This window comes from Calditrichota bacterium (assembly GCA_013151735.1).
Classification (GTDB): Bacteria; Zhuqueibacterota; JdFR-76; order JdFR-76; family BMS3Abin05; genus BMS3Abin05.
This window is the reverse complement of record JAADHR010000161.1, coordinates 1-25296: the sequence shown is the minus strand read 5'-3', so window position 1 is coordinate 25296 and position 25296 is coordinate 1. Positions and strand designations below refer to the sequence as shown.

At 48.4% G+C, this 25296-nt stretch carries 11 protein-coding genes; 1 reads left to right on the top strand and 10 read right to left on the bottom strand.

Annotation, left to right across the window (positions count from 1 at the left end):
- Positions 1-59 precede the first annotated feature (59 nt).
- Entirely contained in the window at positions 60-539 is a 480-nt protein-coding gene (locus GXO76_11450) for a hypothetical protein (protein NOY78472.1), read from the top strand.
- A gap of 96 nt (positions 540-635) precedes the next feature.
- Here GXO76_11450 and GXO76_11445 read toward each other — a convergent pair whose 3' ends face one another.
- The 10 genes from GXO76_11445 to GXO76_11400 all read right to left on the bottom strand — a co-directional run.
- The gene (locus tag GXO76_11445; protein ID NOY78471.1) at positions 636-1319 is read right to left on the bottom strand and encodes a hypothetical protein; all 684 of its coding nucleotides are present in this window, start codon (positions 1317-1319) and stop codon (positions 636-638) included.
- Positions 1320-1399: 80 nt separating this feature from the next.
- Entirely contained in the window at positions 1400-4543 is a 3144-nt protein-coding gene (locus tag GXO76_11440; protein NOY78470.1) for a T9SS type A sorting domain-containing protein, read from the bottom strand.
- A 171-nt stretch (positions 4544-4714) separates the two neighbouring features.
- Complete coding sequence (locus GXO76_11435; GenBank protein NOY78469.1) at positions 4715-8527, bottom strand: S8 family serine peptidase; 3813 nt, start codon at positions 8525-8527, stop codon at positions 4715-4717.
- Positions 8528-8738: 211 nt separating this feature from the next.
- Positions 8739-12356, bottom strand: coding sequence for a T9SS type A sorting domain-containing protein (locus GXO76_11430; GenBank protein ID NOY78468.1), 3618 nt, complete (start codon positions 12354-12356; stop codon positions 8739-8741).
- A 473-nt stretch (positions 12357-12829) separates the two neighbouring features.
- Positions 12830-14971, bottom strand: a complete 2142-nt coding sequence (locus GXO76_11425; protein NOY78467.1) for a T9SS type A sorting domain-containing protein — start codon at positions 14969-14971, stop codon at positions 12830-12832.
- 389 nt (positions 14972-15360) lie between these two features.
- Positions 15361-16383 (bottom strand): PorV/PorQ family protein, encoded by a 1023-nt coding sequence (locus GXO76_11420; protein NOY78466.1) that lies wholly within the window; start codon positions 16381-16383, stop codon positions 15361-15363.
- 40 nt (positions 16384-16423) lie between these two features.
- Positions 16424-19480 (bottom strand): hypothetical protein, encoded by a 3057-nt coding sequence (locus tag GXO76_11415; GenBank protein NOY78465.1) that lies wholly within the window; start codon positions 19478-19480, stop codon positions 16424-16426.
- A gap of 65 nt (positions 19481-19545) precedes the next feature.
- On the bottom strand, positions 19546-22338 hold the full coding sequence (locus tag GXO76_11410; GenBank protein ID NOY78464.1) for a TonB-dependent receptor: 2793 nt from the start codon (positions 22336-22338) through the stop codon (positions 19546-19548).
- 410 nt (positions 22339-22748) lie between these two features.
- Positions 22749-22931, bottom strand: coding sequence for a hypothetical protein (locus GXO76_11405; GenBank protein ID NOY78463.1), 183 nt, complete (start codon positions 22929-22931; stop codon positions 22749-22751).
- Positions 22932-22942: 11 nt separating this feature from the next.
- On the bottom strand, positions 22943-25296 hold a 2354-nt coding region (locus GXO76_11400), incomplete at its 5' end, for a T9SS type A sorting domain-containing protein (protein NOY78462.1).

The following is a 25296-nucleotide window of genomic DNA, read 5'->3' as shown; positions in this document are numbered from 1 at the left end:
CCCATGGCAATTTTAATCGATTTCGACAGGTCAGCTTTCCCTTTTTCAAAATGAAAGAAATGGTCCGTCAGATTTTGGGGGAAAAGCGGACAGGAGTATTTACCAAGGAGTTATCCATTCGAGGTATTTTAGAAGCGCTAAAATCGGGAAAGTGTTTTATTACCGACGGCCCCGCTATTCACCTTCGGGTAAAAAACAACGTGCAGGCCATAGCGGAAATGGGGGACACCATTTCGGGTTTCACCTTTGAAATACACGCAAAAATAGTCTCCACACCGGAGTTTGGAAAACCGCAAACCATTCGACTGCTTCTGGGGCGCATTTCAAAAATGCCGGACAAAATCCACGAAACCGTATTACGGTATCAGACAACGGCGACTTCCGAATATGACGCCGTAATTTTTAGAAAGATCACGCTAAACGAACCAAAGGCTTACGTGCGTGTTGAAGTGAAAACCCATGCCGGAAAAACAGCCTATTCCAATCCGGTCTGGTTGGAAAAAGAAAAGGGGCAACCCACCTATTTACCCGGTCTCTGAAACCATCAAGATTTAGATGCACTATCCTTGCGAAGGTTTGGCCCCTTCGCAAGGATCACATTCATCTTGTTTGCATGTGCTTTTCTGTGCAGATGATCATTCTGCTTCCATTCGTGCTTCGCTTTCCAGCAGTTTTTCCAGATAGGGTTTCCAGGGACTGGTGGGGTACTTTTCCAGAAAATATTTTGGAACGGGGGGCTCGGTAATCGTCTCGCCGGTCACCAGTTTGGCATTCTTCAATGACAGATAGGCCATGTGATTAACGCTTCCGGTGCGCTCACTTGTTTTATCGATAACAAATAGATTGTGCTGCAAATCTACAATTCTATTCTGGGGTTTAAACGGGAAAAATCGGCCGTCGAAAATGACAATTTCACCCGGTTGAATTTGAAACACACTTCCTGTATATTTAAGGGGATTGGTAATCGTAACCAGTGTTCCCCGGGAAACCACCCCCTTAATCCCTTTTAAATTGTAGACTCCGTTGGGAACATCTGCCAGGTAAAAATAGCCGTTTTCATCCGTAGTGGCCCAATATCCCACAATTTTTTTCTTGCCATTTTTTTCGATCTGTCCAATCACCGCCACCTGGATTCCGTTTTTAACCACTTCCGTCTGGTTTGTGTTATAAAAATTATTTTCAAGAATAACCTGCCCGATGATAAGAACCGTATTTTCAGAGGTAGGCGGCTGAGTAAGTGATTTCAAATTTCCGCCGCAGCCTGCCAAAACTATTCCTATCAACCAGACACTTAAAAGCAAAACAACCTTACGATACATATTTTCCTCCCACTTGGGCCTTTTAAATAATAAAAAGAAAGCCACCCGGAGATCCGGATGGCTTTCTTATAATAGAAGATTTACCGCATTAATGTCATTTTCTTGGTTGCGGTGAATTTTCCGGCGTGGATTTCATAGAAATAAACACCCGAAGAAACCTCATGTCCATCATCCGCACGACCATTCCATGTGGCCACATAGTAACCGGCAGATTTTTGTCCGGCAACCAGTGTGCGTACCTTCTGACCATAGACATTGTAGATCGAGATGGTCACATTGGCGCTCTTCGGAATGGCATACCGAATTTCCGTTGTTGGGTTGAACGGGTTCGGGTAATTCTGATTCAATGCATAATCCGTCGGAATCGCATTGGTCAGCTTGCCATCCACACTGGTCACAAATATCGGCAATTCAGGAGATTTTTCGCTTTCGTTCCAGCCAAAATCCGTAGCGGTTACGGCATAGTAATATGTTTTTTCCAATTGCACATTGGTGTCCACATAGCTGTTATCCGTGGTACGGGTTAATCTCACCCAATTGCCATTGGCATCTTTCCGGTAGACGGTGTAGAACATCAGGTCTTCATCCGGAACCGGATTCCATCCGATGACGGCATGGAAATCCATTTCGGCACCGGTTAATCCGCCAGGCACGTGGGGTGCCAAATTATCAACGGACATACCCGAACTAATGTTGGAATAGTCAAAGATATTGGGATTAACCGTATGGGCAGAAACCATAAAGGATGTTTCGAGGGAATCTTCCGTGGTGGGTGCCACGTAAGAATAGTACTTCCATCCCATTGCCGGAACGCTGCCCACAAATTCCCAGAGCATGTGATGATCGTCGATAATAACCTTATCACCGATTTTCATTTCGGAAGCGTTTCTGAGCATCTCTTTTGTGGTTGTAAAATGTCTGGCCTCTGCACCATTGGCTTCAATACCCCGCCACACATTGTAATGCGTAACAGGCGTCTGTAAACTTACTCCGGGAACCAGATTCAGATCATTCCAGGAGCGCATCCACCGCAGGCGAACCTGTTTTCCATTGTCATTCGGAACATCCATTACCTTGCCTAACAAGGGATTGATGAGTCCCTGGTAGATCACAACTTCATCAAAGTTGATTCCGAAGACGTAGGAATTATCCGATGTAAATACGACACGGATTTGCAGTTGATCGCCGCCGGCAGCGCCTGGGAGAACCAAATCCGTTTTATGCCAATAAGGAACACCTTCCGGTGTACGCGGCCAGCGATTAATATCACCGGGCAGGGTGTCGTCATCGGCCCAGTAGAAGGCCTTCTGCCAGGCACCGCCATCCACGGAATATTCCACGGAAATATCGCTGAATTGCGTGCCCCACGGAGCGGACAGACCCCCATGACCCGGGCGGAAATAGATATAGCAATTCATGAACAGGACATTGTGTGGATTGACCTTCGAAATATCAATCACCGGGCTGGTGATGGTGGCATCAATGGGCATGGCCGCACTGGCAGAATCACCTGTCCATCCATAGAAATAGCCAGAAATTGACGGACCCATGCCATAAATCCAGGAATCGTACACCCAGCCGTGATCCGTTTTATTGTCTACTGTCCAGCCGAAATCCTCGAGAGAGGTTTCACCGGCTCTGGGTTCGAAATCCTGACGATATACCGGAATGGCAAATGGAGGGCCGAGAACTTCAAAATCGACCTTGGCATTGTTGTTGGCCATATAGGTATCGCCATTGAAGATCACATCTACATCGAAGGTGTAATTGCCCGGCTCCATAGGTGTCCACCGGGTATTTTCCAGGGTCTCAACGAACATCTTGGTATCGGGAGCAAAAGCCGTGACCTGTTTCAAACCCACCATATTGCCCACAACAACCGCGCTGTCTGAACCATCAGCCGCTTCAAGGTGTTCAATCACCTTGGCTGTCCAAGTAATTCGGCCTTTCAGTGTATCCAGACCCACGTTGGCAATAACAACTTGTGCATTCAACGGGACACCCAGACGAGCCTGGGTCAGACCGGCAGCACCAATGGCTTCCACGTCGATATGTTGTTTTCCCATGGGAATAACATTGACGTCGTCAATGTAGATACCTGTTCCGTCAACATTTCGTCCGGCGGTTGACCATTGAAACGCCATCCGAACATCTGAACCGGGTTTAGCGGCTTTTAAAAGAATGTTCCCAAGATCGACTTTTGTCCAATCGCCAATGGGAGAGTTAATTGCGGCAATACCATTCGGATCGCCACCGCCAAAACCGGCCATTGTGAATGGCGATGTGGCTCCTTCGGCACCGTCATAGAAAATCGTATCAGCGCCATCGGATACCAGAATGTCGTCAACATCCCAGTGGGCGTTCTTTTCCGTGTAGCCTTCATCTGAAGTATAGCGAAAACGGAACCATATTTTCTTTCCTGCAAAGGCGGAAAGATCCAGTGTATCGGCTACGTAATCTTTTTGTTCACCCGTGTAAACGGCCAAATTGGTGTAGGTCTGAAAACTATCTGTTGATGCATCAACCGCGATGTAATCCCATTCCAATTCGGTGATGTAATTGTGCCAGAACGACAATTTGGGTGCTGTGGCTGAAGTCAGATCAATTTGCGGGGAAATAAGCCACTGGCGGATCTGCGGCACATCGGGTTGTGTCATATTGTAATTATTGGCACCTGAATGGGGATCTGCATCCGAAACATTCCACAAGGGTGTGGCATCGCTTACATAAACACGAAGCACGGCACCGTTTGTGGAATCCATTTTGGCCATGAAATTAATAAAGCCGCCCTTGAGTTCACTGGTTACGCCGTCAATGGTGACGACAGCCGGAACATGAAACACGGGCGAAATCAGGAAATCCAGATGCTGGTTGACATTGGTCAAGTTATGCCAGCTATGGCTTGCACTGTAGGATTCCGCATCGGTGTATTCCCATGTAGACTGGGAAAACTCCCGGCCTCCGTTGGGTGAATCGGTATTATTCCAGCTGGCATCCGGCCACCATGAATCCTGGGTTCCCTCAAAATCATCGGAGAACAAGGGCGTAGCTGCCATATTCACCCGGTCTCCATTTGAACGAATCATGCTGATGGATGCTTTAGGTGAAGATAATTTTTTTGCATTCACCACGGACTTCTTGGCAGAATTCGAGGCAAATGCCGTAAATGCACTAAAAACAACAAACATGACAAGGGTTGTCAATACAAACAACTTTTTACTCATGTTAATACCCTCCGTTTTGGTTAACTGTTACGCAAACGCTTTAATTTGGAAATGACGGGTCATTTCCCTCGCGCACACTTGAGAATCAAATGCGCACGTTCTCACACATCACCTCCCTTCTTAATTTTTCCAGGATATCAAGAAAATTCATCACCTCCTTCATTCATTTTTTTACCGCATGAGAATCATTTTTTGTGTGTGATTGAATGCTTTGCCCCTGACGTGCAAAAAGTAGATTCCGGATGGAACCGAATTCCCCCTTGCATCGGCTCCCTTCCAGACAAACTGATAGGTTCCGGGAACGAAGTTTTTCTTTGCAAGGGTTGCTACCCATTGACCAACAGTATTGTAAATATCTATCTGTACAAATTGTTTTTTGGGAACTCGGATTGTAATTTTTGTTTCAGGATTAAAAGGATTAGGATAATTTTGCAACACTTCCCATTGTTTCGGAAGTTGGTTTGAATTTGTTTCAGAAGCAACATCTGTCAGATCCTCACCTTCAAATACCCGGACATCATCAATAAACCACCCCATGAATGGAGGTCCCTGATGATTATCGGAAACCATCCGAAAACGCAATTTCACATGGTTGAATCCCGGACCGGTAAAAGGTGTGAGGGAACGCCTGATTTCTTTCCACCGTGTGGATACTCCCCCGATTTTTTCCCCCAATTGTTCCCAGGTCGTCCCGCCGTCTGAACTAATCTCAATATAACCAAAATCATGATCAAATTCAAGATAATATTTTGTCCAGAAGCTTAACATGGCCTTTGATGTGTGTGAAAAATCGAATTCAAAATTGGTTTCAATAATCGTATATTCGTTTAAACCGTATGTCTTTCCCGGACTGTCGTTAATAGAAAAGTGTCCCGAATGAGCATACGTTTCATCCAGTCCCCAGCCCGGGGGATTTTCGAACCAATTCGAAAGCCCTCCTTCAAAATCATCCAGACCAATCAGAAAATAACTTGTATCGGATAAGGCACGATTTTTCAAAGACGATTTGTCTGCTGCGGAAAACCAGTAAAAGAGCGTGTCCCCGTAAGGAACAACGGGAGGAATGGCTCCCGTAAACAATCCGGATTCTGCTTTAAGACTGAGCTCCATGCTGTCTTCGGGGGTCGATTTGGACCGAAAGTGCACAAAAACAGAATTGGGATCAACCCCAATATTGTCTGTTACTTTTGCCGTAACCGAAAAGGGGCTCTCTCCGTTCAACACATTGGGCAGTTTTTCATAGGCAATTTTGGGAGCCACGGTATCCGGCCCCACATAGAAGCGGTAGAGATGCTCGGGTGCTCCCGGAGGAGCCTGCCAGTTATAATAGGTGTTTTCCAATTCCAGATAATATTCAATATGTGCCGATTTGTGGGGAGCGGGAATGGAAGCATCAAATACTCTGTCCTTTCGACTCATCGGAATTTTTTGAAATTCCGTTTGATTCCGAAATCTCCAGTACAAATTCACTCCGTTCAATCCGATGGTATCACTTTTTAGAATGGCTTCTATCGGAAAGGCCACGTCCGTATTTTCTGAATCTTTCAAGGGCGTAACAATCAAGGGGTTAAGATAGTCCAGCACCCGGGCCATGACAGTTTCCCGATTTTCAGTGACCTTTGAGGCCTGACTGATAGACGTTGGTGCATCAATCGCCTCGAAACCGAAACCGAAATAAACCACTTTATAATCCCCGGAATAACGGACCCCTCCGAATCCCCCGTTTACTTCATACTGCCAAACCGGGAAAGCATCCTTTTCCGGAGCAAGGACATCCGGGTACTGATTGGTTGCGTCACGGCCAGGCTGGTTAATCTCAAATTTTAAACGAGACCCGATCGGGTCCCCAAAAACACCCTTTACGCGATAGTCATCCGCATCGTCTGCGATATAGTCAGCATGCAAATAGGTGGTAAAAAACTGCTCGGAACTAAACGTATGATTGGTACTGCTGGCATCCATTAAATCCCAGCCAATATCCTGCCCGGAGAGAAAAAGATTACCCCCATTCGTTAAGTAGGCTTTGAGGGCATTCCGGTCGGAAGGATCCAGGCTGGGGAACGCCCACTCACAGAACCAGATCACAATCGGGAAATTGGAGAGATATTTTCCGGAAGGCGTTCCCATTTTTGTATGATCCCAGATTCCATAGTTTGCACCCAGTTTTTTCAGGGTTGAAATGTAAAAGCCTTCCACATTATTCTCAGCATCATCGTCATCCACCAGAAGAATAGGTGTTTTCCCGATAAGAATGCTGATGGTATCGGCACGTGAATATCCCTGATCACAGGTGTAGCCCAGAGCCACTTTCGCCATGTGCGATTTGGCCCCGTTTTTGATCAAAAAGGAAAATTTCTCAGGCAAGGTCACATCCGATTCCTTGTCTACAAACGCCACAGAAATCGGGGAATTCAGAGGCTCAATACTGGAATCACTGCCTGCATCCATAAAAAACAACAGATTGGTGCCTGTACCCATGGAATAATTGTGAAATTTGGCCTGAATCGTGATGATTTCTCCCTGTTCAAAAATCCCATTGTTGTTTCCCAAGCTGGAATCGGAAATATCCGTACTTGTCAGCATAAGCTTTGGAGGATGAGGCGTGGGATTCTTTTCTGTCACGGCTCGATACGCATTAATCACCCCACCGCCCAACAAACCCGCCACGCCGGGATTCTCAACATCAATATTATCCGCCGTAAACGCCACCTGTTCCATTAAGCTGTCGGGAGACCAGCCGGGATGTTCCGACTTCACAAGAGCAACGACTCCGGCTGCAACCGGGCATGACATGGAACTTCCGGACATTCGGCCATATTTATTGCCTGGCAGCGTAGATAACACCTCATACCCCGGTGCCATCAGGTCGACTGAAACCCCCCAGGTACCCCACGCCGGTTTCTGATTGTGGGCGTCAACAACCCCCACACTGAGCACGTGACGAAACGCAGAAGGATAATGAGGCTTGGATGTGGGATCATTTCCGGCCGAGGCGACCACCACCGCGCCCTTATTATAGGCATAATTCATAATATCCTGTCCGCTTTTGAAATAGCCGCCACCGCCCCAGCTTAAATTTATCACGTCAGCACCATTATCTGCTGCATAGGTAATCCCTTCATATCCGTTGGTAATAAACCGAGGCGAATCGTCTTTGGCACATTTCACGGCCATATACCGGCAATTCCAGCTTGATCCTGCAATACCCACGCCATTATCGGTTACGGCATCGGCCAGGCCGGCTACGTGTGTGCCGTGGGAATAATATCCATCGGGATCCGGCGGGGGGCTCATGGGATCGGGATCCCCTTCCGCAATATCGTAACCATGCACATCATCCACAAACCCATTTCCATCATCATCCACGCCGGGTTGGCCATTTTTTTCGGCCTCATTGACCCACACATTGGCCGCCAGGTCTTCATGCTTGTAATCCACACCGCAATCCACTACAGCAATCACAACATCGGCATTGCCTTTTACCACATCCCAGGCCTCCGGCGCATGAATTTGAGGAAGATGTTCCTGTTGAGAGTACATGGGATCATTTGGTGTGGCATCCAGTACAAATACGGGAACCGGTTCGGCATAGGCCAGATTCGGATCCGTTTCCAGCTCTTGTGCAACCTGCCAGGGAGGAACATCGGCAGCATATTGAATTTCGTAAATTCTGTCGATATCATCCGGCACCCCTAACGGAATGGGTTTGTGAAACAGGTATTTTTTAACCGATTTGAGGGCAAACTTTTGTAATTTCTGATCCACGGAAGTCAATCCCGTTACAGACATCGGTTTCCGGAATGAAATTCCTCTCATCATAGAAACGGCACGTGATTTTACTTTAATCAAAATTCTATGGGGTTGAACATAACCCCGTCCATCGAAGAGGTAGTTCTTTATCTGATGACGTGCGGGTTTTTCAGCAAAACTGTTCACCTGGAACAAGAACAACGCAGCCAATACCACTGAAAATAATCGTTTCATGCCTTTGCCTAACCTCCATTTCAATGATTCAACACTCCCCAATATCAACAGATGGATACGGGTATCTGCGTTCCGATCAAAGCATGATCAGAATTTTCTCCACTATGCAAAACTGACCCAATTCGGATTTTCTCACACATGCCAGCCTTTCAAACGTTTTTTCCGTCGAAGAATGTTTCAGAGACAAAATCCAGGGTTGTTTTCCAAATAGTTACCGTGTCAGCAACAGTTTTTTTACAGATTGAAAACGTCCCAGGCGGAGACGGTAGATATAAACCCCCGTGCTCACCGGCCGATGGTACCGATCGCAGCCATCCCAGTATAAATGATAGGTGCCGGCCGGCCGTGATCCGATGGTCTGGGAAACGATTTTCTCTCCCAGAATATTATAAATATCGAATTCACCTCCCCGAACCGACTCGGGCAAATCATATTGAATCACCGTCCGGCCGTTAAAGGGATTGGGATAGTTTTGTTTAACCTCAAAATGACCGGGAACCGGCGCTTTCGACGCCGTATCCCACCCGGATTGTGAAACATCTGTTTCCAATTGGGTATGTACAGAGACATCCTCAATGTACACCCCTTCCGCCACATCCTTATCATCGCTTACAAACCGAAACTGCACCTGCACCTGCGTGCCGGGCGGATAATCCGACAAATCGTATCCATAACGCAGCCAGCCGTTTCCCATTAAAAACGGCTGCAGCGCCCCGCCGCTTCCGATAAAATCCAGTATTTTCCATTGGGTCGCTGTATCCGGTTTGACCTCTACATAAAACCCGTCGGAGCCGTAAACCGTCACATCGTACCACGCCCAGAAAGTCAATTCCGATTTTTGATCCAACACAAAAGGAAGGGTGCGCAAATAGGCATCCATGTTGTTGACGTAGCGGTGGGAGGTTTCATCTCCACAGTACCAGCTCAGGGAATCTCCATGGACACGATTGCTGGACAAATGCCACAAATTATTGTCGCCGCCCATATCCCACGGGATAACGCATCCCTGGCCCGGCTTCCAGTTAAAACCAGGATTCCCAACCGTTACGCGCACGGTATCCGTGGTCTGGTAATTCCGGGCGGTAATTTCTACCAATTCTTCAGGAAAGGCCGCAACCGGCCGCGTTCGGGGCGGCGTAAAGGGACTCGGATTGACGTAAGCCTTGGTTTCCACGTAGGTCTCGGATCCCGGCGAAAGGGTTAGTCCCTCAAAATGGTGTTGATCCAATTGCAGCCATAATGAATCAGGACGAATATCCACGGTCAGATCCCGGGCAAAACCGAATCCTGAGTTTTCCAGATAAAATCGAAGTGTAAAATGTTCGCCGTAATCGGGAACAAAATTACCGTTTCCTTCTGCCCGATCATCCACGCGGTAACGAGAAATCTTCACAACGGGCGTGCCCACGCGTTCATTGAAAAAGGACTTCCAGGGAGGATCCCCATTTTTTGATAGGGCAAATACGAGGGGAACGATGTCCCCATTTCGGGCCTCTTTCGAAAGATCGGCTGAGAACCCTTTAAACGTGATCGAATCCCCCGGAGGCAGTCGAAAATTTTCCAACACACTGTCTGCAATCGAAATCAGGGGGCTGTTGGAATGCAAAACCATACGAACAGGGTTGGCTTCCTCATCGCCAAAATTCCGGAGTGTGCCCTCGAACCGAACATGCTCTCCGGGATTCCAAATCCCGTCGCCATTTTCGTCGGAATCATCTATTTTAAGAGCCGTTACCCGAACAAAAGCACCCCGGGTTCGAACTGGCAGCCGTTTTTCGAGGGGCAAGTAGTTGTGAGCGGTAATGGTGAGAGAAAGACTCGTATCGGGCGTCAGGTTCTTGAGGAAAAGGGACATCTGCCCGGTTTGGTCCGTGTAGCCCGAAAAATAAAACCGCCCTTTTTGCTGAAAGCAAACAAGGGCATGGGAAACCGGGTCTCCAGTCAGGCTGTCTTGAACAGTAATGCCGATTTCACTGGAATCCCTCAAAGCAGCCGCGGGCAGGTGAACCGTCAACTTCCGCGGACTATCCGTCCAGATGGGCATTTCCGGGTCACCAAAAAGATTGATTTCATATTCGCACCAGCGATACACATTTTCCTGCCGGGCAAAGGGCACCAGGCTGGCTTTGGCCAGTGCCAGAGCCTCCCCAATGTGAAACACCCCCTTTTTGAATATCTGCCTGAAAAACTGCTGGTCAAACCGGTCCGAATAACCATATTGGGGGTTCCCGGGGGATCCCCACCCGTAACGGGAATTCCCGATAAAGGCCACCAGGCCCCCGTTCGGATTTCGGGTCAGGTGCTCGGCCATGCAGTCGTGGTCAAATGCACCCGGCCAGCATCCAATTGAAAAAAGGATGGAATATCGGGGCGCATTTTTCAGGTGATCTGCATCCCATAGACCAAAATAACCATTCCCCATGCCCATGCTATTGTACCAGGCGTGGCCATCGTGATTAATGATGTTGTACCCCTCATTCATGGCATCCGTGGCCGATTGGACACTCTCATTGCCCAGGGATTCGTAAAGTTTGGTAATGGGATCAAACCGGGGGGGCACAAAGGCCTGGTCAATAAAATTTTTTCCTTCACCGGAGTCCGTAAAGGGATCTCGCCACAAAATCATGGCCAGGAACAGCATTTTGGTTTCATAGTCCCGGGGAGGATTTTTTTCATAGGTCAGTACCTTATTCACAAACGCCCGGGCCTGTTCCCTGGAATCTACCGAAAAACGCCCTACAAAGACATCCGGATACATGTTGATTCGATCTTTAACCTCCCCAAAAATTCCATTCTTATTGGCATCCCAGATGCCGTCGAGATCCGAAAAATAAAGGTCTGCGGGAATATTATTCTCATTGGGAGCGTAGTGCGCTTCGCAATCCATTGCCCAGGCGTAACGGAGGGGAACATATTTCGTATCGCCGCCCAATAACACCCACAGGGTACCTTTGTACTGATGATAAAATCCGATGCAGCTTCTTACCTTTTCGGCCAGATCGCGACCGTAATATTTTCCGGCAATGTATTGTGTAGTCAGGATTTTGGCGGGAAGGCCCTTCCGGGTTTTCCAGTCCGCCAGCGGCCGAAAAGCCGACACCAACGAATCATCCGTAATAATCAGGTAGGGATAGTCATTTTCGCCAAAAGATCTTTTCAATGACGAGAGATCGGGCAACAAAGGGGACTGGATGTCAAAAAAGTTATTGAGATCTCTTTGAATTTCGGGAGGCCATTTCACCGAAGGACGTTCCGAAAACGCAGAGGGATTTTCTGTGTAATTGATTTCAATTGAAAGAGACCGGGTCAAAAACAGCTTTTTTTCTGAAGGCCGGTACCGCAGCGGGTAAATAAAGACCTCAACAAAGAACTGATTAAAAAAAGACTCCACCGCTCCCAGCCTCAGGCTGGAATCCGGAAAGAGAGACCGTGAACGGTAGATAACCGGATCGGGTGGAACAAAAGAAATGGGACGTGTATCCGAAAGCACCCGGGGAGGTTGGGCAGGCAAAATCCGGTAGCGGCCCGGAATTTCAACAACCTGCTGTCTGAGCACGGTTACAGAATTTATCCGGCTGCCGAAAGGCACGGGCACCCGAATGATTTGAACCGGCAACTGGGGAAAGCCCGGTTTTCGTGTCACCTCTGCATTTGGATAAGAGACGACGTCAAATCCATTCCATTTTTTGAACTGGATTTTTTCCTGAGAAAAATATCGTGTAAGGGTTTTTGTGGAGCCTAATAAAGATGGCGCAGAGAATCCTTGTACAAGAAAAAGAACACCTCCCAACCAAATTCCGACGCACAGCCGGAGCCAGTTATTCTTCATAAATTCTCCATGCTTTCCCGAGTATCGCTTTTCTAAAAGCCGCGGGATTGTTGCCGCACCTTCTCAAAACCGGGTTTGAAAAATGCTGAATTAGGGCCAAAAACGCTACGTGAGTTCTGTTCGTGCAAGCCAATCGAGCCGCCCATGGCGCCAACGTAAGTTGAATTACAACAAACTTCAGCCAGAGGATAGCTTTTCTTTATTGAAACACATCAAGCGAGCTCACTCCAAGAATCACGAATAACACACAATTAATTTCAATAAAATCAATTCGCGTGGAGTCGTGAAATGAACGGGCAAAGGCTTTTTAGAACAGACTCATAAATTTTAAACGAATTTTAATACTACAGAATACGTTTTTTTGCACATTCTCAATGGAAATGGTGCATTTTGGACGAACCAAAAATAAGCGGCAGAGGGCCGTTCCGGCCCTCCGCCACAAGAAACAGATCCGTCCGTTAAACCAGATGACGTTACCGCATCAAAACCATTTTTTTGGTCATGGTAAAATCACCGGCTTTTATCTTGTAGAAATACACACCACTGGCCACATTGTGTCCGGCCATGTCTCTGCCATTCCAGGCCACCCGGTAGGAACCGGCAGCCTTGTAGCCATTTACCAGATCGGCAATTTTCTGACCCATTAAATTGTAAACCGCCACATTTACCTGACCGGCTTTTGCCAGGCTATAAGAGATCGTTGTGGTTGGGTTAAATGGGTTCGGGTAGTTCTGGCCCAATTCATACGTAAAGGGCGAGGTTCCGTTGTTTTCGGCTACTCCTGTTCCGACCCCAAAGAAATCCAGAGCGCTCTTCAGGATGGTTTGGCGGGCATTCTCATCTGCCGTACCCAGAATAAAGGGCAGGAACACCACTTTGTAAGACCCGTCGTATTTGAGACCGGCACCGTTTACATTGGCCCCGTTTCTGTCAACAAATGTATCGGGCGTACAGGTAAACAGTTTGACTGCATCCGACGTAGGCGTAATGGCATCACAGTAATTGGGCACACTGGCCGGAAACGTGAGATGAATGGTATCGGTTAACGCATCGGCAAAGCCATCGCCGGGAACATCCAGAATCATATCATAGGGTGCGTCACTAAAAGCCTCGGCAATATGCAGATAATCATGGAAGAATCCGGGGGCCGTCATCAGGGTATCACCCGGCCATCCATAGTACGTTCCAATTAATTCATCTGCCCAAAGCATGAGATTTCCGCCGCCATCCAGAAAATCTTTGAATTTGTTGTCGGCCAATGTGTCCTTCAGCGTGGGCAAAGATCGTCCGCCGGCGGGGACAATCCATGTTGTATACTGAGGCAGCCAGACAGATTCATCGACCGTACCGAACATGTGGTCAAATTTGTATCCAAGCGCCTTTAAATCCGACACATAAACGGAATCAAAAACGGTTCCGTAATCGCCGCCCTGATTCAACAGAAAGATAGAAGCATCGGTGGATTTCCCTACCCAGAATTTCTTGGGGGCGTCGGCTGTAGTGGAGTACAATCCCGGAGGATCTTTGGCCGTCACATAATAATAAACCCAGGAATCCGGGGGTACGGAAGGAATATCAGCCGAAAATTCTCCACCAGTAGCGGGTCCGGTCATCTTGACAGAATCCCAGGTTGTGGCATTTGTGCTGTAATGCAGGTAGGCTTCTGCCACACCGGCCTGATTGGCATCATTGGCATCGATATCCTTAATCATCGATGTTACCGTAAAGGGGCCGGTTTTATAGGTGTTGGGCAACTGGGCAATACTTTCAATAGTCGGCTTGGTATTTTCATAGAATTCCACCACCACCCAAATCGTCCAGCCGTATTCCCGGATCCACCAGGACGGTGTGGTTGTTTCTCCGATTCGGCCGGTATGATAGCATTTGAAGCCAAGGTACAATGGATTGCCGCCAACGGCGCCGGAAGGAATACCGGTGTAATCCTGACCGCTGCCTTTTACGGGCCGGCCCACAATCATAAAATCATTGCGACCAACGTCCGGTTCATATCCCAGATAAATCATGGGCGTTTCAATTGTTTGAACATCTTTGTTGGGGTCCAGACTAATGGGGAAATCGCCCCACAGCAAATCGCCCAGGGGATAAAAGCTGTACGGAACCTGAGGCACCCAATTCCCGGACGCATCCCACCATCCCAAATTGATCGGGCTGAAATTGCCGTACAGTTTATCGGCAGGAATTTCGGTTGCGTGGTAATTGGAATTATAGATGGAAAGATTGAACGCCGAGGTTAATTGGCTGCTCCATTTTTGAAACTGGATGATCACCGATTTCACAATACATCCGGCGGGGGGACGGAAAAAGGCCGCCATGGTGTCGCCATCCGCAAACCCGAAATTGACGCCGCTAAAGGTGTGTTTCAGGGTATCGATAATGCCTTCGGCTTTGCTCAGTTTGGCAAAACGTTTTTGGATCATCTGTCCCAAATTAGGGGAATTCAATTCATCAGCTGTCATAAAAATGGCATCACTCTGATGGCCAGGGTTGCCAGGACGCAACACGGCGTATTTTTTGGCATTAGTTGCCATGGCCGTCAAGGAAAATGCCAGTACTAAAAACAAACTAAAAAACACTACCCAAAATTTTTTCTTCATTTCTGATCCTCCTTAAGTCGTTTTAATTTCACAATGTAATTGCATATCGAATAGACTATTCGATAAATCGACTTTATCACCTCCCTTCCCTTATTCAAATGTTTAATGTGCAAAAGGATAGGTTTTAGATGTGCACCCTCACCTCCTTTCAGGAGTTTGGTTCAAAAGCAATTTTTAAAACCAAGAAATGAAATATGACCGTCCCAAAAAACGTGCACCTTGTAATGAAATGCAGGAAATCATTCCAAATTGGAAATACATTTCCTGTTTTCAGGAAAATGATCCGGAACGCTGTTTGTAAAGAATTGCTTAATTTGCCCCCGGTAAAAAAGGAAAGTTTTTTACTTGAAAATAGAAGATTATGCCATAACACATCAAATATAAGGAATTTAATAATAAAATTCCAGAGAAAAATGATTCGTGTTACCTAAATAATTGTAATTGACATAGGCATAATCGACCTGAATCAGGGTTCGTCCCATTTGATATTTCAACCCGCCGCCAAGGGTAAATCGCGCGGTATCATATTTCTGAAGAAATCCGATTCGGATGGAAAACAGATTTCGCCATTCATATTCCAATCCGTAGTTCCCTCGAAGAACCGCATCCCACGCGTCGTTTGCGGCAAACGCAAATGTGAGGCGTTGTGTCTGACTGGGGATATTTTCTCCATCCCCGCCAATAATGTCCGTTCGCAAACCGATTGTGTACACCATTGGGAGCGGCCATTTGTCTGTGAAAAGATCGGCCTTTACATTGGCTTCCGCCGGATTGTTTGGAAAACGATCGTGGGAAACCCGAAGGTCCGGGCCCCGAAGCTGCATCGATTGTCCCATATTGGTCAGGGACATGGCTAACCGGACTCCGCCTAATCCCGTATTAATAACCGATCCGAAATCAAGCGCCACGGCATTGGCGGTTTCACGATAGATGCGTTCGCGAACCCATTTAGCGGTAATTCCCATTTTCAGCACATTGGTCACATTTCGGGCGTACGTCAATCCGAAGGCCATGTTTCCCACATCAAAATAGGTGCCTGTTCCATCGGGAGATGAAAGCGTGGTTACCTCGATCTTATCGGTTCCCATATAGGTAACGCTCACTCCCAAAGCTCCTTCTCCCATTCCAAGAACCCCGCATAAATAATTGTGATTAATCGCTCCGTAATAATTACTTCGTGAAATCCCGAATGCGGTTCCCTGGATGGATGCGACACTGGCGGGATTCCAGTACAGTCCAAAGGGATCGTTTTCAAACGCAACATACGCGCTTCCGATGGCCAATGCCCGGGCACCCACACCAAATTTCAGAAATTGAGCGCCAGCCGTTGCCACACGACTCATTTCCTGAGCCTGCAAAAGACCCGCCATCAGACTCAGAACAAGTGTAAGAGAAAGAATCATCCGTTTCATTTATTTTCCTCCAAAATAGGACGTTTTTAACGACATCATTTTATTTGATTACCGCAAATTTTCCCATTTGTGTTTTTCCATCGGGCGTTTCCACGATGTAGAGGTACAAACCATAAGCAATTTCCTGATCGTTGTAGGTTTGCATGTTCCAGAATTCCCAGCCCTGGGAGGCGTTGTCGTGATGGAGGGTTTCCACTTTGTCGCCTGTCACCGTAAATATTCGTATGATACATTTATCCGGAAGATTTCGAAATTGAATGTGCCGAATATTTGGATTGCGATCCCATTCCGCCGAAACAATGTAGGGATTGGGTACGACCCGGACTCTTTTCAGTTCTTTTGTATTTACCGTTTTCTCTAATTTGTAGTGAGCGGTTTCAATGACAAAAACATCCCGATCCCGCTTGAAGGGTTTTGTTGTAACCAAACGCAAAATATCACCCGTTTTTGGAGCGATTCGGGGAACAACGGTGGTGTCTACAATCGTTGTATCTCTTCCGCTAATGGTCGTATCGATTTGAGTGATAACGGTATCCGGCGTTCCGTCCAGCTGAAAGCTGAAAGTGCTGCGCACCCGTCCTTTCACTTTTTCGCGAACAACAAAGGCATCGTTGCTTGTCCAGGTATTTTTCATTTCTTCGGTCGTATCGGTTTTGGCCGGGAAACTTATGAAATCCAGTTTTTGGTGCGTTGTGACGTCCCAAACCTCAAATGGCACCCGAATCAGGGGCGGCACAAAAACGCTGGTATCTCCCCTGTCGGTAAAACGCACCTCATAATTATGCGGATTGCTGAAACCGCTTGCGGAGTATTTCCAGGTAACATCTGAAGAATCACCGGTTGCGGTTATCCATCCAGAAGAATCCGGTAAGAGATTAATCGCTGAATAATTAACAATCGTCAGTTGCAATCCGTCAAAAAACGGGCCTTCCTGCCCCTGGGTTTCATCTGCCCCTTTCAACGCCCATTTTTTGTCTGTGACATCCCACACATTGTAGAGAAATTTTCCCCGGGATGTGGTGTCATCAAAACTCACTTCATAGGTATGGCCTGTAACGGCCATGGGATCAATGATGGTGGCGGTTATTTGTCCATTCCCCAGTGTGCCCGGTTTGGGTTTCAGGGTAAGGGTCGGCGCCACAAAGTTTGTTGGGGTCGGTCCGGGAACGATTTCAACCAGATTGGGTGTGGCATCGGGATTGGTTCCCTTCGCGGTTTCCAGCGCGTTCAGTAGCGGCCAGTGATCCGGATTGAATTTTTCTTCGGGTCGAACACCCCGATCGTACGCCGTGACAACATACCAATAGGTAATCCCGTCTTTTACCGTAGAGTCCGTCCAGGAGTGTTTGAGTCCTGTATCGTTTCCGAGATTGAAATAGGGGTTTTGCGGATCGGGTCCCTTGATGCCGTCGTTTAAATCAAACTGAGCCACAGGGATAAAACCCCGCACATTGCCCTGGTAATCCCGGATCTCCGTACCCCATTCGTTGTTGACGGGGTCGCTGGTGGTGCGGTAGATTTTATAGCCCTCAAAATCCTGATAACCGGTCATAACATCAATGGAAGATTCCGATACGCGATCCCAGTACAGCGTAATTCGCCCTTTTCCGCGCACAGCCGTTACGTGAGGTGCTTTGGGGGGATCGGCACCCTGGTAATGCAAATTGTACATGAATTGGGCCGTGCGGGCATTAAACTTAAGATCGTTTAAATTGTCGCCCATAATCATGGCAAAGGAAAAAATGGTGGTATCGCCCGCTGCCAGATCAAAGGGGCCGGAACTCATAATAAACACGCAATCCAATCCATCCGGGAACATGGTTTGAATGCCCTTTGGGGAATCAAAATGAGGGTCCAGATTGCCGTTGGGATCAGGCCAGAAATAGGCATCGCTTTCCTCAGGTGTCAGCCCGGAGGTGTCCCCGCTAATCACCTTGTACTGGATGAGTTCCTGGCGTTTGGAATCAATAACGCCCGGTCGGTTTTCCCATTGAAACCAGTGCCAGTCGGTAATGCCCAATTGTTTTCCGGTGTTGGGATCGGAAGGCGTATCCAACAGTTTAATGGCTGCGTAGACCTTCCAGGCATCCGGATCGGAGACTCCGCTAAAATCACCTGTCCCCCACCGGTAATCGTAAATAAACGCCATGTTGTAATTATAGGTGGAGTCGGTTTCCGGATCGTATTCATCCTTAATAAAGCTCATCCAATCCATTCGATCATTTACAGTTGTGCTTAAATTGTACTCAGGGATATCCGCATCCATGTAGAATCCTACGTACATGCCGTGGTAATTATTCTTGCTCTTGTTGATAATTTTCATGGGGAAAAAGAGGATATCTTCCGCGTAGGACCGGCCATAAGAATACCCGGAGATATCCAATTGGATTCCGATGGGATAGCCTTGCATGGTATCGTTATCCGCATCCGCGTAGGGAATTCCCTGATCGTTCAAATCATAGTCGGTAATACTAAAAAAGATATCTTTATCAGATGTGAATTGGCCCACGTTCACCTTGCCGGTTACCGGATCGACCGCCCAGGGCCCCGGCCAAAACCGATTGCCATTGGAATCCTTCGGCCAGCTCTTTTTAATGGTGCTGGTAGCCATCAGGGGTACAGCGCTGATGCTGGTGCCTTTAATGACATCACCAACGGTCGCATCTCCTGAATGCAGTTTGCCGTAGGATCCGGCGCGCGGTCCCCAGTCAGCGGCTACAAATCGCTCCGAAACCGTCGGGCCCAAACTCACCAGTTTCCCGGTGGCCGGGTCGATCTTTTTGGGTGTCCATGACGAATCTTCCGGGATGCCAATCATCATACTCAAGTCCGGAATATAAGACCACCCTTTGTAAAAGGCAGCCGGCACCGACGGACGATAACTCCAGGTTGCCAGCCGTCCATCATTAAAAACCGCATTTTGCAGCTTTCCCGCGTCCAGAATCCCTGCCGCAAAATCAATATTTTTCTGTGGCTTTTTCAGGTAGCTGTTTTTGGCCGATTTTTTGGTTGCCGCCACACCCGCCTGTTGGGAACCCCAAACGCCAAGGGCAAGCAGCAGTATCAAAAGAAAAACGACTTTTTGTTTTATGTCCATGAGGAAACCTCCATCATTCTCAGGTTTATATCCACTGTTCAAACGCGTTTCGCCTGGCCTTCGGATTAAAATAGAATTTGCAGCCCAAAATCAATGGAACGCCGCGGGCCAAAATAATGAGGCCGATCGTAATAGGTCGATGTGGCCGTCTTACTGGCGTACGGCCCGGGATCCGTGGGGCTTCCCGTTTCCGAATAGACAAAGAGAGGATTCTTTCGATCGGTTAAGTTGAAAATACGCGAAAAAATGGCAAGCTTGGTACTGCCATAGATCCGGATATCCTTGCGAATCATCGTATCGATGTCAAAATACCAGGGCCGTCTGCCCGTATTGGGTTCCAGCGCCTGGCCGCCTGATGTGGGCGTGTAAGGATATCCGCTGTGCAAGCGAACAATAAAATTAAGATAAAACTCTGAAAGAGGTTTGAACTTCCAGACCCGGGGCCCAAAATGCCGCGGGAAAATGAGCGAAATATTGGCATCCAGCGTGTGGGGCTGATCCCAGGGCATCAGATATTCCTTTTTGGGTTCGGTTTCTGCGGTTACCGAATTCCAGTACCCGGCCCAGGAATAATATTGATTTCCTTTTGCCACCGAGTAGGTGTAATTGATTTGTCCGCGATAATAGTTGCTGTACCGCTTTTCGATGGTAATATCCAATCCGCGGGAGCTGCCGTAATCGTGATTGACCATCACATAGTAATCATACAGGCCAATACCATGGGGATCAAAACCGGTCACATTAATGGTACCGGTTAATTCACTGCTTTCTTTCGACCAGGCGGTCACATCCACGGCCCAGTTCTGGCCAATTTGCTGGCGGATACCAAATTCGTACGCGATGGTTCGCTGCGCACGGAGATTGGGGTTTCCAAACAGTGGACGAGGCGTCGAAAGATCACGGTCGTTGTTGGTGTACAGATTCCGGTATTCCGGGATCTGAAAAAAGTGACCGTAAGCAAAATGGAAGGTGGCTTTATCCGTAATCGGATGTCCGATTCCCAGACGCGGTGACCACTGGTATTTTTTCTTCCCGGTAACCACGGGTGAGCTCGGATCCGTCGGATCCTCCCACATCGACCCCTTTGAATTGGCGTAATCAAACCGTATTCCTGCATTAATAATCAGATTGTCGTATTCCATTTTATCCTGAATGTACCAGCTTCCTTCTTCAGGATGATTCAAGTAGTACTCGGAATATGGATTTTGAATCCAGGGATATTGGAATTCCAAGAAATAAAGGTCGTAATTTTTGTACTCGGCTCCCGTTTTAATTTGATGGTGCCGCTGAATCTGGCTGGTTAGCGTAATAGAAAATTCCCGTGTTTGCTGATAGGTTCGCGTCCAGTACTGGGTGGCGCTTCCGGTATAAACCTGCCGGATTTCCCCGTCGCTCATCGTATCAAAACGAACAAACCGCATGGGGGCATAAAATCCCCCTACGGTGTACCGCGACGGATATTCCTGAGGCCCAAACCCGCGGGGATCCTTTGTGGCCCCCAATTCAAGAAGTTTATCCGCATGACCGGGGGTTAATTCATGATGATTGATGCCGTGTACGCGGAAGGTCCGCCCCTTCCAAAAACGGCTGATTCGAATATTGTAAAATGTGGATGGGCTTAATTGGTGGGTCCAGATCAATCCCTGCTGATCGGTGCGATCCGTTACCACATGCCGCCCGGCTTGCGCATATTGCCAGGCCCAGTCAAAATTTCGAAATCGGCGTTCGGTCAATCGATCGGTCAGGATGAGTTTCATGCTCGGGTTGAGCCGGTAGGTCAATTTCCCCGAAAAATCCCACGCGAAATTAAACCCAAACGCCCGCCATCCGGGAATCGTATCCCATTTAAAAGCCTTTCGATAGGCCCCGTAACTCCAGGTCGTTTTGTCCGGATTCTTGGGGTCATAAACGATATCATCAAACTGATAAACCGCGTAACGTTTAAAGGATTGACTGCCAGAGAAGAAAAAATTCATTCGTTTAATAAATGGGACCGGACCGCCAAAGGACCCGATAAGTTCGTGTTTGTCTCGAAGATCATCCGGCTTTGATCCCAATTTCCCGGCAATTTCTCCGCTGCTGGCCTCCAGTAGTCCCGAATAGCGTGTCCCGCCTTCTTTGGTCACAATATTAACCACCGATGACTGCGCCTGACCATATTCTGCGTTAAAATTGCCCGTAATGATGGTCAATTCCTGAATGGCCTCGCGATTAAGCATGGTTCCCATTCCGGCATAAATAGCGTCCTCAACATACATACCGTCGATCATGTAAGCAATTTCTCCGTTCCGCCCCCCACGAACATGGACATCATCAATTCCTCGGGAATCAAAACCGGGAACCTTATTAAACCCGCCCATTACTTCCATAATCCCCGATTGCAGCGTCATAATGTCATTCACGCCCCGCACGGGCATATTCTTAATCTCATCTGCCGAAATCGTGTTGGTTTTTGTTGTGACGTCCGGTTCAATGAGTGGGCGCTCGGCCGTAACCACAACCTCTCTCCCCAAACTAAGCACGGTGGGAGATAACAAAAAGTTGACTTTTGTGGTACGATCAACCTGTATCCGGACGTTTTTCATCAGCACCGTCTGATATCCAATCATTCTGGCCTGAATTTGATACACACCCGGTGGAATATTAATGATGTAAAAATAGCCGTGAGCATCCGTTGCCGCTCCCATCTGGGTTCCCACTATCATAACATTTGCCCCGGGCAATGGCTGATTATTACTTTTATCCCGCACATACCCGGCAATTTTTCCTGTGGTCCCTGCCCATATTAATGAAGGGAAAACAGTGAAGAAAGTGAGCAGGATGACCCCAGCTATCCGTCGTAGTTGACGAAGACCCATTGATGCGACCTCCTTTCTCAGTTATTCATTTTCCAGGATAATATGTGACTCTATTAATGAGCCGATTCAAAAAGAAATGAATCACGGCCTTGCATGCCTTTTTTGGCTTGATTTCATTGATTTTGAAATTCACGACATGTGCGTCATTCACAGTGTTTGAAGTGGGCTCATTAATAAGTTGGAAAGGTTCATCACCTCCTCCAAATCCGTACGGGACGGATTTAATCCCAATAGATTATTCTTCCCGCTTCCTTGACCCTTTTTGGGAAGTGGGATAACAGAACCTCAAAAAGCATCGAACACGTCTTCCCTTCACCCAACCGGAAAATAAGACCCCATGACCCCATTGATTTTTTGGTGGTTTGATTTTTTATTTGAGTGAAACATGTTTATCATCGTTTGGGCAGGTTTTAAAATCCTATTGATTTCGCTTCTAATATAAAAATTTTATTTCCAAAGTCAAGCACGAAATACATTATTTTGAATTTATTTAAAAAATTTTGTTTTATAGAGATATCACCCCTCCATTTGCCATGTTTTCCCTGCGTAACCGCACCCTTTACGGGTGCGCCTCCCCAAAATGCCGCAGGCATAAAGCCTGCGACTACCTGAATAGGATGATTTTTCTGATGAGCGTCCGGTGGCCGGCTCGCATCAGACAAAAATAGACGCCGTTGGGAAGCGCCTGGCGGGCGTCATTGGTTCCGTCCCAGCGAATCCGATAAAAACCAGCCTCCTGTCTGGTCTGCACCAGAGAACGCACCCGCTGCCCCATCAGGTTAAAAATCATTATCTTGACTGCCCCGGCCTTCGGCAATCCATAGCAAATATCCGTTCGTGAATAAAAGGGATTGGGATAATTTTGTTCCAGCTCAAGCGTTTGGGGAATCCGGTTGTCCATTTTTTTGTTTGCGCCTGTGATATCATAGTTGAGCACAGATACCCTCGAAAAGGCGGCGCGCATTGTTTTTGCCAGGGGACCGGAACTGGCCGCCAATCCCACTAAAACGGTCGAATCGAGGGCAATCGTTGTTTGAAACAAGGGGCCGTTCCAGGTGGTGCCATCGGGAGAATAGAAACTGGCGAGCTGATTTCCCTTTCGAACCAGTCGAAAATAGAGGGGCGGTTTGGGGGAAATCTCGCGGTGGCCGCGTGACTGAATACTGGCTCCCGAAGCGGCCCGCCACTTGGTAAACACCCCGTAGCGCGGTTGGGAAAAAATCGCAAAAAAGGGGGCTTTCCCGGCTGTGGATCCGCGCATCATGATTCCGGCAAAGGCCGTTCCGCCCACATCGTCCAATTGGTCCAAGCGAGCTGTGAGCGTGGCGTCCCCCTTAATTTTTTTAAAAACAAGGTGAAAGGCGTCGTTGGCGTAACCCACAAGACCGTAGCCGCCGGCAGTCACCAAAAAAGAACCCCGGTCAAAAACAGCGAAACCGGGGGGAGAGGCATTTCCAATATCGGCATCCTGCCAGCCTTCCGGAAGGCGGTGGGCTGTCTCCAGGGTCAGGTCGTCCAGAAATGCGTGAAATCGGGTTGTTAATGGATTTTGCGCTCCCACCAAAATTTCTTGGACGGTTTTTCCCGCGGCGTACTGTCCCACCGGACAAACCACTTTTTGCCACGTCCCGATTTCACCCCGCGCCGCCGTCAGCGGAATGGAATCCCGGGCAACGGGATTGAAATCGGACAGGCGCGTGCCGTCCGTAAAGAGCAAATCGATGTGGACGCCGCGTCCCCCGTCATCTTTCGGACGAAGAAAATAGCTGAGTTCGGTGGAAGAGTAAACAGGAATGAACACCCGAAAAATCTTAAAATAGAGCGCGGCCAGCGGATTGGGCAAGTCTTCCGCCGAAACCCCCAGAACATTTTTCCCGCTGTGGGCGGAATCCGAAGCTTCTGCCGCACACTGAAAATGCATTCCCGAGGGCTGATGGACTTCCAATCCGTACAGCGTATTTTCCCAATCGTCCGGCGGATCGCTATCCTCCCAGCCCGTCTTGAGTTCCACCCCGTGCCGGCTCTGCTGAAAATTGTAGTCCGCCTCTACCCGATCGCCGGCGTGATTTTCCATTTTGAAACCGCCCTTCGCCCACACACCGTAGATTTTGACGGATTTTACATCGGGCCCGACAATAAACTGGGGATTCCATTTTTGCCGAATCACGGAATTTTCCACCCGAACGGTTCCCCCATTGAGCCGAAACACGCCGTTATCCGTGTGCACCTGCTGAAGCAGAACCCGGCCGGTTCCTTCAATTGCTGCCGTCGGCCCCTCGTGGGTGCCCCAGGCCAGAACGCCGTAAAAGCGGGCGTCTCCGGCAAAAGCGTTGCCGGAAGCCACAATCCCGTTGGGGGTAGCTCCCAGCAGCACCAACTGCGAGGCCATAAAATTCACCACCGAGCCTTCGGGACTGTTCAGAAAAACGCCGTAACTCCCGGCGTCGGTGCCGTGGAGAAACACATCGGCGTGGCAGGGGGCGCCTTCGTTGGCCAAATAGAACCCCCGATTGGCGGCGTACACAAAGGTTCCCAGCACATGTTCCTTTTCGCACGCCCCCAGCGTGAAGGCGTCCAAGTGCGCCTGCTGGTAGGCCATCAGCGTCTGAAAATCGGGTTCTTTGGCCTTTGGGTAACCCGGGCTCCGCAGCCAGTAGTGGGGGTTAAACTGCACGTTTTCCAGCCAGCCTTCGCCGGAATTCTTGCTGATGTAAATTCCTCTTTTCAAGGGGGATCCACCCACGTAGCTGATGACGTGCCCGTCGCTGGGAAAGGACCCGAAATCCACGCCCTGGTAGGCATTGCCAATGACCACATCCTTCACCCAGCAGCGGGGACCCTGCGCCTGAATGGCCCACGGGTAGGGGTCAAAGGTATCGGTGGTCTGCTCCGGGTACCACAGCGTGAAGCCCCGTGCGCCCGCTCCCGTTTCCAGAGCAAGAAACGGCGTTCCGTCCG

Coding starts and splice junctions, on each gene's coding strand:
- GXO76_11420 (NOY78466.1), bottom strand. CDS start 16,383: ATGAAACGGATGATTCTTTCTCTTACACTTGTTCTGAGTCTGATGGCG.
- GXO76_11425 (NOY78467.1), bottom strand. CDS start 14,971: ATGAAGAAAAAATTTTGGGTAGTGTTTTTTAGTTTGTTTTTAGTACTG.
- GXO76_11430 (NOY78468.1), bottom strand. CDS start 12,356: ATGAAGAATAACTGGCTCCGGCTGTGCGTCGGAATTTGGTTGGGAGGT.
- GXO76_11440 (NOY78470.1), bottom strand. CDS start 4,543: ATGAGTAAAAAGTTGTTTGTATTGACAACCCTTGTCATGTTTGTTGTT.
- GXO76_11445 (NOY78471.1), bottom strand. CDS start 1,319: ATGTATCGTAAGGTTGTTTTGCTTTTAAGTGTCTGGTTGATAGGAATA.
- GXO76_11435 (NOY78469.1), bottom strand. CDS start 8,527: ATGAAACGATTATTTTCAGTGGTATTGGCTGCGTTGTTCTTGTTCCAG.
- GXO76_11410 (NOY78464.1), bottom strand. CDS start 22,338: ATGGGTCTTCGTCAACTACGACGGATAGCTGGGGTCATCCTGCTCACT.
- GXO76_11415 (NOY78465.1), bottom strand. CDS start 19,480: ATGGACATAAAACAAAAAGTCGTTTTTCTTTTGATACTGCTGCTTGCC.
- GXO76_11405 (NOY78463.1), bottom strand. CDS start 22,931: ATGCCTGCGGCATTTTGGGGAGGCGCACCCGTAAAGGGTGCGGTTACG.
- GXO76_11450 (NOY78472.1), top strand. CDS start 60: ATGGTCCGTCAGATTTTGGGGGAAAAGCGGACAGGAGTATTTACCAAG.